Genomic DNA, 15,995 nt, shown 5'->3' on the forward strand with positions numbered 1-15,995 from the left:
AACGCAACTCTTGATCGGCAAAAGGCAAGGACGCTTGCTGTGAGAGCCAATCTATCTATCTGCCTGATGGTCTGCATCATTGCTGCGACTCCACAAAAGTTGTCGGCAGCAACTGGCGATACGCAGTTTTCGGTTGCGGCTCAACACTATGCGAAGCAAAACTGGCGGCTGGCGGTTGATGAATTCGACGTATTCGTAAAAGACCAGCCAGCGCACGTTCGTGTGGAGGACGCAGATTTTTTCGCTGCTGAGTCTTTGTTGCAGCTGCATCAGTACGAGGCAGCAGCAAAACGTTTTACAGCATTCCTCCTAAAACACGAGACATCTGCACGCCGTCCGCGTGTGATGTTCCGTTTGGGCGAGTGTCTATTTTTGGCAGACCAGCCCCATCGAGCCGTGACCAATCTAAGAGAATTTTCAGCCGCGTACCCGGAGCACGAATTAATCCAGTATGCCCTGCCCTATTTGGCGAATTCACTGCGATCCCTGGGCGACACCGATGCAGCCGCCGAGACATTTCGGGAATCGATCGAGAAACATCCACGCGGCCCACTGGCCGACGAATGTCTTCTTAATTTGGCGCACCAAGCTTACCAACAGCGACAGTACGATAAGGCGATCCTACTGCTGATCCGACTCCAAAATGAATTCCCCGACAGTAAGCTCGCAATCGACGCGATCTATTGGGTTGGCATGGCAGAATTTGACAAGGGTCGATATCAAGAAGCACATGATGAGTTCGCTCGAGTAAGGCGACGCGCCCCCCAACACGTGCAAGCGTTGGCGAGCCGCTATTTCGCCGCCGAATCATTGAGACGATTAAACAAGTTTGAGGAGGCCGCTACCGAGTTCGAATCGCTGGCAAGCGAGTCACAAAACAAGTGGGCCGATGACGCAATGATTGGCCAGATGCGGCTTGCCATGCAGGAGCAACAGTTTGAACTTGTTGATGACTTAGCAAATCGCTTTGAAGCCCAGCATGGCCAAAGCAGTCGCCGTTCAGAGGTTCGACAACTGCATGTCCAATCTTTGATTAAGCGTCGGGATTTCAAGCAAGCCTTGCCCATCATTGATTCTTTGTCACAGGACTCGAAGGTCACCGAAAAAGCCAGGGCAACCAACCAGTATTTACTGGCCGTTGTGCTGTTGGGAATGGATCGCCCTCAAGCAGCCTTGCGATCGATCAGTCAGCTTGAACCGCAGAAGAATAACAAAGTGTTTACGGCACAGCTTCTGTTGGCACGCGGCACGGCTTTGAACTCGCTGGACCGATATGAAGATGCTGCGACCGAATTGGGCAAGGCAATTCGCGTCGCAACCACTCCAACACTGCACGAGCGAATTTGCTCCCAGCTGATTCATGCACTCACGCAAACGAACCAACTCGAAGAAGCACAGGACGTTCTTCGTGACTGGCAAACCAATTCGGATCCCCCTACGGAATTGCTACAAATTGCTTTGCAGCACCTGGCCGATTCAGCCTTCCAGCAGGAAAGCTATCAAATCGCGTCCCATAACTACGCAACGATGCTCGCAAACGGGCAGCAGGACGAGACTCGGCTCCGTGGATTAACGGGCTTGGCTTGGTGTCATTTTCGCTTGAAAAATGACCAAGAGGCGGTCAACTTTTTCGATCGCTTAATCCAACAAGCGCCTGATTCGATTTATGCCAAGGAAGCGAAGATTGCCCGCGCTCGCAGCCTGCAACGGCTGCGCCAGTTCGAGGAAGCGTTGACGGCCTATGTCGAAATCGTCAAACAGCCAGAACGGGATCGCCGTTGGTCCATGGCAACATTAGCAGCAGCAAGTTTGTTGGACGAACGCAATGACTTGGAGGAAGCGAATCGACTCCTAGAACTTCTCATCCGCCACCAAGAGCTGAACGATCGGATGGATCAGGTCTGGTATCAACTTGGCTGGGTTATGCACAAACAGGGCCACGCGGACGAAGCCGTTTCGGCTTTTAGCAAAATCCATCACGAATACCCTGAAAGCGAATACTGGGCCGACGCAACTTTTCGTTTGGCCGAAGCGGCCTTTAATGCGGATCGATTCAATGAAGCATCCAAACTGTTAACAACAATCACTCAGCAAGCTCCTGGCCAGTCAGATCCGCGGATCACACCCTACGCTATTTACTTGACGACAAAGATCGCGTTGAAACGAGAACGCTGGCCCGATGTGATTGCTTCGTCAGACCGATTGATCCGACAATTCCCATCCAGCTCGATTGTGTCCACCGCTGAGTTCTTGCAGGCCGAAGCGTATTACCAACAGCGTAGCTTTCGTCAGGCGATGAAACAATTCGAGCAGCTGGCAAATTCCAATGGCTCGGAATCGTCGTCCTGGCAGCCGCTTGTGCTGCTGAGAATGGCTCAAATCAAAGCATCCGAGCGAGACTGGCCGAAAGTCCGTGAGTTGATTAACAAACTGCGGACCGATTTCCCTGACTTCGACCGCACCTACGAAGTCGACTATCTCGACGGGCGACAATTTTCAGCTGCGGGTGACTTCGTGAAGGCTCGAACAGCCTTCCAACGCACCATCGACTCGAGTGACGGTCAGTTTACGGAAACCGCAGCGAAAGCTCAGTGGATGATTGGCGAATCGTACATGCATCAAAACAACTTCCCCAACGCCTTGCGTGCCTATCTAAAAACCGAGATGGTCTACGACTATCCGCAATGGCGATCCGCTGCTCTCCTCCAGGCCGGAAAATGCTACGAGCACACGCGGCAAGTGGATGAAGCCCGGAAGGTCTATCAACGTATCGACAATGAACTGCCGAAGACATCATTCCACGCGGCTGCTCGCAAACGACTGAATCGGCTAAGCATCCCCCCCCCAAAAAATGACATCCCATGAACCATCTTTCCAATCAACGGAGGCGTATCATGTATCGCCAGCTTTCTCGAGTTGCTGTCCTCCTCGGACTGGTGGCACTGACGATGATGTCGCCCTTACTAGCAACAAGCGCGATCGCGCAAAACTCGGCTGATCCGGTTGCAGCAAACACCGGGAATGAAGAAAGTGTCATTGCAACACGCGACTTATTCAGCGTGCTTCGAGACGGCGGTCCCATGTTGTTTTTGATCAGCATGTGTTCTTTCGTCCTGTGTATCTTTGTCTTTGAGCGATCGATTAGCTTGCGTCGCGGACGCGTCATTCCCAAGCCGTTTGTGAAGCGGTTCCTACTGCAATTGCAAGAGCAGCAGCTCAAGCCCGAGGAAGCCTTGGAACTCTGCGAGGAAAACCAAAGCCCCGTGGCGCAGGTCTTTGCTGCCGCCGTCAAGAAATGGGGCCGCCCCTCCGTCGAAGTCGAACAGGCCGTCTTGGATACGGGTGAACGAGTTGCAACTGGCTTGCGAAAATACCTGCGATTGTTCAACGGAATTTCCACGATCAGTCCGCTGCTAGGCCTGCTGGGCACCGTACTCGGCATGATTACATCGTTCAATTCAATCGCGTCCGCAGATGCGATGGGTCGCCCGGAGATGTTGGCAGGCGGCATCGCCCAAGCACTGTTGACGACAGCTGCTGGTTTGACGGTTGCGATCCCCGCTATCGTGGCCCATCTCCATTTCATCAGCCGAGTCGATCGGTTGATCATCGAAATTGATGATCTCGGACAGCAAGTCGTCAATTCCATCGCATCCGATGGGTGGCGAAAACCAACCGTCAAAAAAACAGCTCGGAAAACAGAACGCAAACAGGCCGCGTGAGGGCTTCGTCATGCCATTGAAGACATTTCAGGATGAACAACCGACTCTCAACCTGACACCGATGATTGACATCGTGTTCTTGTTGATCATTTTCTTCATGGTTGGAACAAAGTTCGCCGAATTGGAGCAGACCGTTCCGCTAGAAGTACCCAGCGTGGGAGAGGTGGGCGCACTAACTCCAGCACCTGAGAAGCGAATCATTAACGTCTACAACGACGGCTCGATCGTGCTTGATCGCCAAACAATGTCCATCGACGAATTAAAAACAAAATTAACCACGGCCACCGAACAGTACCCCAATTTAGGAATCATTGTCCGCGGTGATGCTCAGGGAGCATTCCAGAACGTTGCCTCCGTCCTTAGCGCCTGCCGGCACTCCGGCATCGATGACATGGCGATATCCGTACGGCTTACCCGCTAAAACGGCCGTTCCCATTCACGATGGAGACTATCAACATCATTCACATCGACCTGCTCTTCGCTCACTGGTTCCGCATCGGTCAGATCCAGCTCCCCTGGCTGTTGCTAGGGATCGGCTTTGGCGGATTGAGCATCGCGTTGTTGGTATTGATGCTGTCGCGACTCGGACACGCTCGCCCGGTACAGAAGTGCGTGATCCTTTCAGTTTATGCCCACTTTCTGCTGCTCGGATTCGCCTACGTCTCAAACTTTCTCCAAGACCCACGGCCGACCGGAAGAGGTCCCGGAATGAAGGTCACCTATATCGATTCGGACGAAAGTCAAGATCTGCGTTCTGGCAGCGAACCGTGGGAGCAAGCGCAACCGATTACCAGCGTAGAGACGGCTGAGCTCCACCCCGAACAGCCACCTGTTACTGTCGAAGTGCCAGCCCCGAACATCACGCTGACTGAATTTGAGACCGACATTTCAGATTTATTGCCTGCAGACGTTCCGACGGAACCCAAGCCGACCCTGGAAGTAACTCAAGCCACCGAAGCGGCGGCCCTCGATAAACCCTATCTCGACCCAGCGCAAGCGGACTCAGTTACCCCGTTGGCCAACAATTCGGAATCGACGGCTGGGGTCGAAAACTTAGCAGAGCAAGCGGTCGAAGAATCCCAACAAGAAAACGCACAAGTCCAAGCTCTATCCGACGTTAAACCAGATGCGTCTCAAGGTGAAATCGGTGTCAGTCGGCAAGATCGCACTCAAGCATCCCTGGCATCTGTAGGAACCGCCGGACTTGCGAGTGCGAATACGAAAACGGCGAGCCAGATAGCAGGTAGGCCGCGCCAACCGGCCGTGCCAGACTTGTATCGAGCCCGCCAAGGCGAAGAGCGACTCGAATGCGTTCTTGCTCAAGGCGGATCGCGGGAGACCGAGCAAGCAGTCGAAGACGCCTTGGAGTGGTTCGCGTCAGCTCAGTACCCCGGTGACGGTCGCTGGAGCACACGAGCCTGGGGAGGCGGCCAAGAAACGCGAGATTTTTCCAACATTCATTCCTCGCGGATGATTCATGCGGACACGGCACTCACCGGCCTTGCGTTACTCAGTTTTTTCGGCGCTGGCCACACACATCTCAATAGCCCCTATCGAGAGAACATCGAGCAGGGAATCCAGTTCCTCTTCAGCCAACAATCGGCCTCGACAGGCAGTTTGGCCGGTAACGCAGGGCCGTTCGTGGCAATGTATTGTCACGGCATTGCCACCTTAGCCATCAGTGAAGCTTACATCCTAACAGGCGACAAACGAATTCGTCCCCATCTCGATGGAGCAATTCACTTCACGCTGAAGTCACAACATCCCAGGACGGGCGGTTGGAGGTACAAACCCGGCGATACGGGAGACACGAGCCAATTCGGTTGGCAGCTCATGTCTCTGATCAGCGCCCGTTCGGCCGGCATCCAAATCCCAGAACACGCCTGGCAAGGGGCAAACCGTTTTCTCCAACAGGTATCACTCGGTAAGCATGGTGGGCTCGCTTGCTACAACCCGATCCGTAAGGTTCCGTCTCACACGATGACCGCTGAAGCCTTGATGTGCCGCATTTTTTTGCAAGGATCTGCAAATCAAGCCGCCATCGAAGAGGCTGCTAACGACGTGTCACATCATGGACTAGGACAAGCGCCAACAAATCTCTACTACCTCTATTACGCGACTTTGGCGCTGCACCAACTACAAGACCACCGCTGGACGGCTTGGAACCAAGCCGTCAGCAAAAAACTGGTCAGCAGCCAGTGCACAACACCAGGAAAGCTTAAGGGCAGCTGGAACGCTGATAGTCGTTGGGGGCGGACGGGAGGCCGCGTCTATTCAACCGCCCTGGCGACACTCTGTCTGGAAAGCTATTACCGTTACTTGCCGTTTTACAAATCCCAAGTCAGAACTGCAAACCATAGCTTAGCGAATCCCCAACGGCGTTAACGACCATGCTGGAGGGAACCCAAAGCTGAATCATGGTTAGACCATGATTTCGTGGACCACCCGGCCGGCAACATCCGTAAGCCTAAATTCTCGTCCCGCATTTCGAAATGTTAATCGCTTGTGATCGAGTCCCATCAGATCCAACAGGGTCGCGTGCAAATCGTGCATATGCACTTTATTTTCAACCGCTTCATAGCCATATTCGTCAGTTTCCCCGAAGGCCATCCCACCTCGAACACCCCCGCCCGCCAGCCATACAGTAAATCCACGCGGGTTGTGATCTCGTCCGTCTCGGCCTTGCGCAAACGGTGTTCGCCCAAATTCGCCACCCCACCAAACGAGCGTATCTTCGAGCAAGCCACGTTGTTTCAGATCCTGAAGCAGCCCAGCAACAGGCTTGTCGATCGCCATCGCATGCTTTTCATGTTGCTTGATATTTGAATGCTGATCCCATCGTGGCGTGTTCTTGTTATCGGCATAGTTCACTTGAATGTACCGTACGCCAGCCTCAGCCAGCCGACGCGCCATCAAACACTGCCTGCCGAATTCGTCGGTTTCAGCATTTCCGATCCCATATTGTTCAGTCGTTGCGCGCGACTCTCGATTGATGTCCAACACCCCAGGCGCCTCGCTTTGCATGCGATAAGCAAGCTCAAACGACGCGATAGTCGCCTCCAGTTCATCATCTTGCTGATTCAACAACTGCCCTTGATTGATCGCTTGCAGGTAGGCTAATTGCCGCCGTTGCTGTTCGTCTTGCCAACGGGGATTATTAAGATTGGCTATCCCTGTTGCGTTGATGGCCACCCCAGCACGCCCCATGGCCGTGCCCTGGTAAACCGTGGGTAAGAAGGCATTCGCGTAATTGCGGGGCCCGCCCTTTGTCGCGGGAGGACTGATGGTAATGAATCCAGGCAGGCTCTGGTTTTCAGTACCCAAACCATAGCTCACCCACGCTCCGACGGACGGGCGAATTAGATTGGTAGCGCCCGTATGCAGAAACAAGGTTGCCGGTCCATGAGCCACACCTTCGGTATGCATACTGCGAATAACGCAATAATCATCGACATGTTGTGCCATGTGTGGGAAGAGTTCGGAAACAGCTTGACCGCATTCGCCATATTGCTGAAATCGCCAAGGTGATTTAAAGACGCGTTCGGCAGTGACTTTGCGCGTTCGCGCCACATAAAACTCAATCTCTTTCCCGTCATCCTGATTCAACCTTGGCTTCGGATCATAGGTATCGACCTGACTTGGACCTCCCTGCATGAACAAAAAAATCACTCGCTTTGCGCGCGGGGAAAAATGGGGTGTTTTGCCCGCCATCGAGGGAGCCGCCGCTGATTCATTGCACAAGCCCGCCAAGGCCAATGAGCCAAACCCGCAGCCTACCGACTGCAACAACTCTCGTCTGGAAGCCAATCGACTCATCAAAACCACCTCAACGGTTAACGGAGATACCGAAAATCCAAGCAAGCGAAAAGCGATTGCGCCACCATCGCCCAAGTATCACCGAGCATCACGCCCTCGGCTTGTACCTCTTCGACGAAATGTTTTGTCTGCGACAATTCATCCGTCGTCGCTGGCCGACCCAGAACTCGCCAATGCAGCCAATGTGTCCGCTGCTGGAGTGTTGCTTCCGAATCGACCAACATCCATTCTGCCAACCGAGAGGCTTGCTCGATCACGAACGGGCTATTCATCATGAACAACGCCTGAGTCGCTCGTGTACTCACATTGCGTCGGCCAACAACGATATTTGCATCCGCAACGTCGAATACATCGAATAGATCAAGAGACGAATTGCGAAATACGGGCACATATGCGCCGCGACGAACCCCCAAAAACTCATAACCAAATTCAGAAGTTGCCGCCGGGGAAACGGACGGGCCGCCCAAACTTCGGTCCAGCTGCCCGCTGCAGGCCAGAATCGCATCGTGCAGCTGTTCCGCCGTGAGTCGACGCCGGTGGCCACGCCAAAGTGAACGATTCTCGGGATCGGCCGCAGCCGACTCAACGTCGATCGTAGACGACAACTGGTAGGTACGAGAGTGCACCACCTGTCGAATCAAGTGCTTTAAAGACCAATCGTGCTGAATTAATTCAGCCGCCAAATAGTCCAACAACTCAGGATGTGTTGGCGGTTGTCCTGTGCTGCCAAAGTTGTCGGGCGTCGTGACCAGACCGTTCCCCAAAAGATGATGCCAGACCCGATTCGCAATGACCCGAGCTGTCAACGGATTCTTGTCATCACAAATCCAAGCTGCCAGTTCTCGCCGACCGCTCTCCTCTGGATTGAGTCGCCAATACTCGACCTTGTCAGCCACTCGCAGGAACCCGCGTGCCACGCGCGGACCTGGATTGTGAACGTTGCCACGAATGCAGATACAAGCGTCTTCTGGACTCTTCTCATCACGGACGGACATTACCTTGTCGGGTTGCTCTGGAGCCTCCGCTTCAAGTTGCTTTAATTTTGCCTTGAGTTCGTCAAGCTCGGCTTTGATCGTCGCCGCTTGACCTGAGTTTGGCTCAGCTCCCTCAGCCACCTCGGTAAAGGGTTGTTTTAGGAACTGAACCGCATCGATAATCACATGCCCTTCTGTTTGCCCGTTCTCGATCACAACTTCAGCAATGGATTCAAAGTGAAATTGACCGAGTTTCTCGAAGAGTTGGTCCACAGCGGGCGTCTGCGTTTGATTGACGATGACACGCTCTTCCCCGTCGGCATGCTTAATCCGAACGGGCACTTTCGAGCAACGGTTTTTCCCTGGGGAATAAGAAAGACGCACTTCGTAAACGCCAGATTCCAGATCGGAAAGGCGAACCTTCGCTTGTGACTCGCCCTTGTTTTGGTTGCCGTCGTGGCGGTAACCGACACCTACATACCTGGATGTGTGGGACGACTCGATCCAAGATCCCGTCATTTCCATTTGACGATCGTCCACGATCACGCCAGGCAGCGACTTGACCGATACGGAAGCAATCGCAGTAGCAGAATCCTGCTCCAACTGTTTTTGGCTTGCGGCGATTCGATCCTTGAGATCTTTTACTACAGTCCCATACATTTCAAGCTTGCGACGATGTGACTGCTTGACAGGCAGTTCCCGTTCAATGGGATTTGATACGTTGGCATGGACCAGCGTTTGGGTGCTGCGAAAAATACCCGCCAGTGCATAGTAATCTGACGATGCAATTGGATCGAATTTATGATCGTGGCAACGGGCGCAACCGATGGTCATTCCCAACATCGAGCGTCCCAAGGTGTCGAGTTGTTCGTCGACCACCTCCATTCTCAACAATTCTTTGTCCTGCAGCTCGTAATTGGTGGGGCCTAACGCAAGAAATCCAGTCGCCGTCAACTGACGTTTGCGATCATGATCAGACGCAAAGGGCAACAGGTCGCCAGCAATCTGCTCGGTAACAAACGTGTCGTAAGAAAGATCCTCGTTGAATGCAGTAATCACATAGTCTCGATACCGCCAAGCATCCCGAAAAATACGAGTCCTTCCCCCACCGCTTGAATCCGAATAGCGCACAACGTCAAGCCAGTGGCGTCCCCAATGAGGGCCGAAATCGGCCGAAAGCAACAAGCGATCCACAAGTCTCGCGTAGGCATCGGGGGATTCGTCTGAAACATATTCCATTATTTGGCTCGGCGTCGCCGGAATCCCAATTAGATCGAAGTAAAGACGTCGGATCAGTTCAACAGGTTTCGCCACCGGGTTCGGGTTAACCCCAAATCGTTGGTATTGGTCATTCACAAATCGATCAATGGGTGATCGAATCACCTCTGCGTTCTCGGTGGACCCTCTCTTCGTGGCGGACTGCAAGGGACGGAATGCCCAAAATTGACGGCCGGCCTCCAAATCAAACTGATGGATAGCGGGTGAGGATGAACCATCACGAGGGTCCGTCGCACCTCGACCTATCCAATCCTCAAAGTCATCAATCACACGCTGCGGAAGCTTGCCGTTGGGCGGCATTTCAAAATCTTCATAACGCAACGCGGAAAGGATCAGACTCTTGTCCGGGTCGCCGGGAACCACGGTGGCCCCCGACGGCCCTCCCGCTCGGATCGCGGCCCGATCATCTAATCGCAACCCTCCCTGCAACTCCTCGGAATCAGCAGCATGACACTCATAACAATGCTGAACCAAAACCGGCCGAATCTTCTGCTCGAAGAATTCAAGCTCTGCGGCTTGGTCTTCCCCCCAAGTCATCGCGGGCAACAAAAGCAACGCCACACTCGAGACGAGCCGCCAGCAAATACGCCAGCAAATACGCCAGCAAATACGATAGCAAAGAGCTAAATTCAACATCCAGGTGCACTCTTTGATGGGGAGCAGAACGACAAAACGGCTGACCAATTATAACAAATGGCCAACCAAATCTCGAAGCGGAATGCGGCTAGAACTCAAAGACATTCCTGCCAATCGGCCCGATCAATCGAACTCAGAGATCAAAACACGGCCCGAGCCTCCTACAACGGGAATCTCAAGCCAATTTACATGCGGAGCGGCTTTAAATTGTGCGTCGGTCAAAGGATCTCGTGCCTGCCGACTACCGTGCAAACGATAAATCCGTTTCCGATTGCCCAAATTATAAATAATGACAGCCCGTCGCCGCTGCCCGTTGCGAGCCAGGACCAACCATTCTTTGTCATCATTCGCCTCGACAATCTGCTCGTCCCCCTCAACGAACAGATCGAGATTTCCCCTTCGTAATTTAATCAGTCGCCGATACTCATCCAACAATTGCAAATCAGGTTGTACCGAATCGTTGGAACGAGGCCGACCGAACGGGTCCATTTGTTCGTTGTCGTAATCCAGATCAGCCCATAGCATGGGCTTCCGATTGTCAGGATCATCTGCCCCCCACATCCCCACCTCGTCACCGTAATAAATGTGCGGCGATCCGATTCCAGTAAATTGACGTAGGAGGATCATTCGCAGCTTCTGACGGGCAACCGAATCAGGACGATCCACACGATACTGCCGATCACTGCGTGGGTCCGTTCGATATTTGTACAAGCCGGGGTTGTAAATCGAAGTCAAGCTGCGGGGACTGTCGTGACCGGAGACCAAGCACATCAATGCCCGCTGAGTTGCCGGAGGAATAGCTTGACGCTGTTCGGCAAGCAACTTGACATAGCTGCTGGGCGTTTCGCGAGGAATGGCATTGGCGAACAAGCCGCGCGAAGCAACATAGCCCCGATAGTCCATAACCGAATCGAACACATCACCCTGCAACCAAGGCGCGGGGTCTGCGAGCCGCACAGGCCACTTGTCCCACCAAATCTCCCCCAACAAAATCGCCTCGGAATTGATGTTCTTGACAAACCCGCGGTAATCGTTCCAGAAAGCCAGCGGAAGTTCTGCTGCGACATCAAGTCGAAATCCATCGACACCATCGCTCGGGTCCCCATCAGCATTGGGATCAAGCCATCTTCGAGTCACCGCGTACACGTGCTGCTTGACATCCGGATGAAGATCCATTTGGCCATCATCCCGTTGGTGCCGCTTGAACTGAGGCAAATCAGGCACCCCGTGCCAGCCCCGATAAGCAAACTCATTTTCCGACGTCTGCGGATCGTCAAAAACGCTGACTTCGTACCAGTCCCGATAGGCCGACGCTTGCTGCTCCTGCACGAGATTCTGCCAAGCCCAAAAGGTAGTGCCCGTGTGATTCCACGAATAATCAACAATAAGCCTCATGCCAAGCTTGTGAGCTTTGTCGATAACCTCCAAGAACAAGAGATCGGCTGAACTCCATTGCCACGTCTTGGGATCTGCAGGATCTTCCAACTGCATTAAGCGTTCATCGCCCTCGGGATCCGGTCCAAAGTTACGATCTATGTGCCGATAGTGCCTTGCATCGTATTTGTGTAAAGACGGAGCATCGTTGACTGGATTGAGATAGATAGCCGTCACTCCCAGGTCGCGCAGATACTCAAGTTGATCCGAGACTCCTTGCAAGTCACCCCCGTATCGGCGCATGTAAACCGTCTTGTAAAAATCCTGATCGGGTCGGGCCCAATCCTCCAACTCATACCAATCCTGCTGCCAGCGAGTGGGCCGCCAACCAACCGGCTTCAGATGAGGCCAAGCTCCCTCTCCATCCCTGAGGCGGGGGTCGTTCGTGGGATCACCATTCCGAAATCGCTCGACGAAAATCTGATACCAAATCACCGACTGGGACCAAATCGGCGCACGACGGCTCCGTTCGGGCGGCTCATCTCCCGCGACGCTGCCGGCGAGAAAGAGGCTGAGAATAAGACTGGTCAGAATTGGTTTGGAGCGAGCTGTCATGAATGCCATTTTTAACATCGATTCAATTCGGTAAAGCCGATCTCACACCCCCCCAGTTTAACTACTATCGGAACCGTTGCCGCTTAACTCGGCTATTCCGCCCGGATTTCAAGCAAATTTATCGTGAAATGGGAATATCAGCCAAGATCAACGGGCGAGATTTCAGTAAAAACAGAGGGATCCCACAGCGTTTCAAGCTCCAGGCACAACGGAGCTTAGTCCGATCGACCGTTTGACAGCTTCGGTAATCCGGAGATACAATGAGATAGAGTTGAGCGGTCGGATGAGCGAGAGTCGCAGTCGGCAGCCCCAACTTCGTCGGTTCTGGCGCAGCCCATTCAGGGCACCACGCCCGCTTTCGCCGCACATGAATGACGTTCCCCCTTTTTTTCTCGTTACGTGCGAGGGCGAAATTGATGTCTACTTTCTTTGTTACTGGCGTATCAAATCCGCTGCTTGCCTTCGGAATGCCCGGACCGCTGGAATTGATGGTCGTGATGGCGATCCTGCTATTGTTCTTCGGACACCGACTGCCAAGTGTCATGCGTTCTCTCGGACGTGGTGTTGTTGAGTTCAAACGGGGCGTTCATGGCGTCGAGGAAGAACTCGAGTCGGCGGGAAAAGACACGAAAACAGACGAGAGCTAAGACCATTTGATAGGTCTTGGCTGGCATGCAGCCTCTCGGATTCTTCTCTCCCCGTAATCTCTCGAGCGAGTCATATCGATGTTTGGTCTAGGAATCCAAGAACTGATCGTGATCGGTGTTGTCGCAGTAGTCCTCTTTGGCAAACGCTTGCCGGAAGTCGCTCGGTCGTTGGGCTCGAGCTACAAGGAGTTTCGGCAAGGCTTATCCGAGATTCAATCAACCATGGACTTTTCAAGCAACTCCTACCAAGCTCCTTCCCCAAGCTCTGCGACACCTTCCTATCACGAAGACGCAGACGTAGACGATTACGAAGAACCGACGGCGCCAAAATTCGAGTTACCTAAACCACAAGGTGAGTCGTCGGATTCAGGTGATGGAGCCAATTAATTCGGATCGCCCATTTGTGAATAAAAGAAGGCTCGAGCATGACAGCTCGAGCCTTTCTTCGTTTACGACAACCATTACCTGGACCTAGGATCGATGACGTCGTCGGATTCGTGAGCCCAACAAACTCGTAGCAATGATTAGCAACACCGCGCTCGAGGGCTCCGGAACCGCGTTGACTGCGGGCACGACACCTCGTTCAAAACCGCCATCGGTAAAAGCTGCGACAAAATCGCCACTGTCGAAGACCTTGTCGCCATTCCAGTCTCCCTGGGTCCAGCCCGCCGTTTCGCCCGTTTCGAACTTTCCTTCTTGGAACACCAACACGAAATCAGAACTATTGAATTGGCCGTCCAAATTAGAATCACCAATCCAGGTTCGCTTCAGTTCCTTGACCCACACTTTCCTATCTTCATAATCGGTCCCACCATCGGCATTCAAATCAAAGGCAAGATCATTGGCTAACATCCCGTCGGCCAACGCATCCAGATCACCGGCATCCAAATCTCCGCTTCCATTGAAATCTCCCGTCGGTCCGATGCCTCCGCTGGCAAGTCTCACGTTGTCAATACCAATGATTTCGTTTCCCCATGTGCTCAACATTGCGAAGCGCACGATTAGCTCATCACCACCGGCAGGGATTGTCCAGCTAAAATCTTCGAATTCAGTTTCAGGAAGACAAATCTCGCCTTCCTCGCCAGGAACCTCACCATTACTCAAGCCCTTCAAGCAATCACCCGCCTGACTTACTCCCCAAAATTCATCCAAGACGATTGGATCGCCATCCAGTTCCACTTCCACCCTCAGATAGTCTCCCGGCTCAAAATCCGCGGCGGTCGCTGCCAAAGCAGCCGTCAGACTCAGGTCGTCCTTGCCACTGACCGAGAGCGGACCAATTTCTAAAGTACGTTCGCCACCATCACCAAACTTGTTCAGGGCTGCCCCGACCAAGTAGCCCTCGCCTTCAGGGTCCGGGTTGAAAGCGCCGAGCAACGGATCTCCTGCTTCGATCACAAAGAGCGCGGCAGTATCTTCACCCGTGTCCGGATCCTCGGTAATCCCGATCGCTTTCCCACCGTTATGAAGCTTTCCAATCGTTTGCAGAGTCGTAAACTCTGTCGTCCAAGGAATCTCTCCCGTCTTGCCTCCCAGCACGGGATGCCCCTCGTGCTCTGTCGGTACGGTCAATACCACCGGATCCAAAAACTCGACTGCAGATCCAATACCGGCGATGGCCGTATCATCGTGATCCGAACCACTGAAGGAAATCAACGGCACTGGCAATTCAGAAAAGGCCGTCGAGGCAGCCTCGCTCGTGTGAATTACCACATCAAAATCATCAGACACATCAGCAGGATCAATCACTTCCTCTAACTCGTATCCTGACGCTTCCAACAATTCGGCGATGATCAGCGAGCCATCGGCAAACTCATACCCCGGAAAAAAACCTACCTTGGCGGCCGGCTTATTTTCGACAGCCCATTCGACAAGCGACAACCATACTTCGAGCGACTCGGGGGCGGGGTCTTCCGGAAACATGTCGTGCGACCACAAAATGGCCGCACGCTTGGCGGGCGCGTTTTGTTGAAGCCCAATTTGGTCTGCGTCAAAGTTCAAACCAAAAACACCGGGCCCCGAATCACCTGTGAATTCAAAACCTGGGTCGTTCAGCTCGTATCGACTACCGTCTCCGTCTGTTTCGAAGGTTTCCTGATGTAAGATCTCGCCACGAACATTTGACAATCCGGCGAGCCCAAAAAGACCGCAAGACAAAATCAACAGTGGCCAGTCGCTTGTTTTTGATTTTTGCAATCGGATCATGGTCAACTCCTCAACTTAGAACGATGCCATCTTTGCACGAAACAGCGCGTCGCGTTGCTTTTGAAGCAAAGTAAAAGGAACCCGCAAAGTTATAGAAAAACACAGAGCCGACGTGCAACGTTTTTCTGGAATGGAGTCGAACATCTGTCGACATCCGACCGAATCATTACGTTTTTCCGTCACCCACCCAGCACTAATTCGCCACCCGGGGACAAACCCTGAAAAATCTGCTGTGATGATCCGCCCAATGTAAAACGCAGCGCAATTCTCGGCGACTTATCCGACCTGACTTCCGACTACCCCCAATAAGTCATCATCCGCACGGCCCACACAAACAGCTTTCCTGTTCCGTGCGGCTCATTGTTCACAAGTCAAAAACCCCATCGGACAATCGCCGCTGATCGGATAGACGCCACATCACAATGGCCCCAGACATTCATCCGCCGACGGCTTGCGCCATGCACGACCGATACGACAAAAGAATTGGCAATCCCAGCCTCCCAACGAACGGGCACTGGTTAGATTCACGCGCCATTGAACTCAACATTTTCTCGAACCGTTGCAACTTCGTCGGAACAACCGTTCAACTTTATCGGAACAAAAAGTGTTCCTGCGAGCTACTAATCCGCTTCGGCGAGATGAGCACTTATCACGTGGAAAAGTGCCTCATGGCAAGCACGACCTTCACACAACATTCGGATAGGGGCAAGTTTCGGAATCTCAATCTT

The 15,995-nt window shown here is 53.2% G+C and carries 10 protein-coding genes; 6 read left to right on the forward strand and 4 right to left on the reverse strand.

Features of this window, described 5'->3' with window-relative positions; translation table 11 throughout:
• The first annotated feature begins 39 nt into the window (after positions 1–39).
• The 4 genes from P8N76_14990 to P8N76_15005 are packed head-to-tail and all read left to right on the forward strand — an operon-like array spanning position 40 to position 6,107.
• Positions 40–2,865, forward strand: coding sequence for a tetratricopeptide repeat protein (locus P8N76_14990; GenBank protein ID MDG2382973.1), 2,826 nt, complete (start codon positions 40–42; stop codon positions 2,863–2,865).
• 29 nt (positions 2,866–2,894) lie between these two features.
• Entirely contained in the window at positions 2,895–3,722 is an 828-nt protein-coding gene (locus P8N76_14995) for a MotA/TolQ/ExbB proton channel family protein (GenBank protein ID MDG2382974.1), read from the forward strand.
• 10 nt (positions 3,723–3,732) lie between these two features.
• Complete coding sequence (locus tag P8N76_15000; GenBank protein MDG2382975.1) at positions 3,733–4,143, forward strand: biopolymer transporter ExbD; 411 nt, start codon at positions 3,733–3,735, stop codon at positions 4,141–4,143.
• A gap of 20 nt (positions 4,144–4,163) precedes the next feature.
• Positions 4,164–6,107, forward strand: coding sequence for a hypothetical protein (locus P8N76_15005; protein MDG2382976.1), 1,944 nt, complete (start codon positions 4,164–4,166; stop codon positions 6,105–6,107).
• Between the two features lie 36 nt (positions 6,108–6,143).
• On the opposite strand, the gene P8N76_15010 is transcribed toward P8N76_15005, so the two are convergent.
• From P8N76_15010 to P8N76_15020, 3 genes are all read right to left on the reverse strand, one after another.
• Entirely contained in the window at positions 6,144–7,538 is a 1,395-nt protein-coding gene (locus tag P8N76_15010) for a DUF1501 domain-containing protein (GenBank protein MDG2382977.1), read from the reverse strand.
• Between the two features lie 17 nt (positions 7,539–7,555).
• Entirely contained in the window at positions 7,556–10,426 is a 2,871-nt protein-coding gene (locus tag P8N76_15015) for a DUF1553 domain-containing protein (GenBank protein ID MDG2382978.1), read from the reverse strand.
• A gap of 123 nt (positions 10,427–10,549) precedes the next feature.
• On the reverse strand, positions 10,550–12,424 hold the full coding sequence (locus tag P8N76_15020) for an alpha-amylase family glycosyl hydrolase (protein ID MDG2382979.1): 1,875 nt from the start codon (positions 12,422–12,424) through the stop codon (positions 10,550–10,552).
• Between the two features lie 407 nt (positions 12,425–12,831).
• On the opposite strand from P8N76_15020, the gene P8N76_15025 reads away from it, so the two are divergent.
• The gene (locus P8N76_15025; protein MDG2382980.1) at positions 12,832–13,062 is read left to right on the forward strand and encodes a twin-arginine translocase TatA/TatE family subunit; all 231 of its coding nucleotides are present in this window, start codon (positions 12,832–12,834) and stop codon (positions 13,060–13,062) included.
• A 78-nt stretch (positions 13,063–13,140) separates the two neighbouring features.
• Positions 13,141–13,449 carry a twin-arginine translocase TatA/TatE family subunit gene (gene tatA, locus P8N76_15030; GenBank protein MDG2382981.1) on the forward strand — a complete coding sequence of 103 codons (309 nt, stop codon included), beginning with the start codon at positions 13,141–13,143 and terminating at the stop codon, positions 13,447–13,449.
• Positions 13,450–13,533: 84 nt separating this feature from the next.
• Here tatA and P8N76_15035 read toward each other — a convergent pair whose 3' ends face one another.
• A complete protein-coding gene (locus tag P8N76_15035; protein ID MDG2382982.1) occupies positions 13,534–15,267 on the reverse strand; it encodes a PEP-CTERM sorting domain-containing protein in 1,734 nt (577 codons plus the stop codon).
• Between the last annotated feature and the right edge of the window lie 728 nt (positions 15,268–15,995).

This window comes from Pirellulaceae bacterium (assembly GCA_029243025.1).
In the GTDB taxonomy this organism is placed as follows: domain Bacteria; phylum Planctomycetota; class Planctomycetia; order Pirellulales; family Pirellulaceae.

Coding starts and splice junctions, on each gene's coding strand:
- tatA (MDG2382981.1), top strand. CDS start 13,141: ATGTTTGGTCTAGGAATCCAAGAACTGATCGTGATCGGTGTTGTCGCA.
- P8N76_15015 (MDG2382978.1), bottom strand. CDS start 10,426: ATGTTGAATTTAGCTCTTTGCTATCGTATTTGCTGGCGTATTTGCTGG.
- P8N76_15005 (MDG2382976.1), top strand. CDS start 4,164: ATGGAGACTATCAACATCATTCACATCGACCTGCTCTTCGCTCACTGG.
- P8N76_15035 (MDG2382982.1), bottom strand. CDS start 15,267: ATGATCCGATTGCAAAAATCAAAAACAAGCGACTGGCCACTGTTGATT.
- P8N76_15000 (MDG2382975.1), top strand. CDS start 3,733: ATGCCATTGAAGACATTTCAGGATGAACAACCGACTCTCAACCTGACA.
- P8N76_15010 (MDG2382977.1), bottom strand. CDS start 7,538: ATGAGTCGATTGGCTTCCAGACGAGAGTTGTTGCAGTCGGTAGGCTGC.
- P8N76_15020 (MDG2382979.1), bottom strand. CDS start 12,424: ATGGCATTCATGACAGCTCGCTCCAAACCAATTCTGACCAGTCTTATT.
- P8N76_15025 (MDG2382980.1), top strand. CDS start 12,832: ATGTCTACTTTCTTTGTTACTGGCGTATCAAATCCGCTGCTTGCCTTC.
- P8N76_14995 (MDG2382974.1), top strand. CDS start 2,895: ATGTATCGCCAGCTTTCTCGAGTTGCTGTCCTCCTCGGACTGGTGGCA.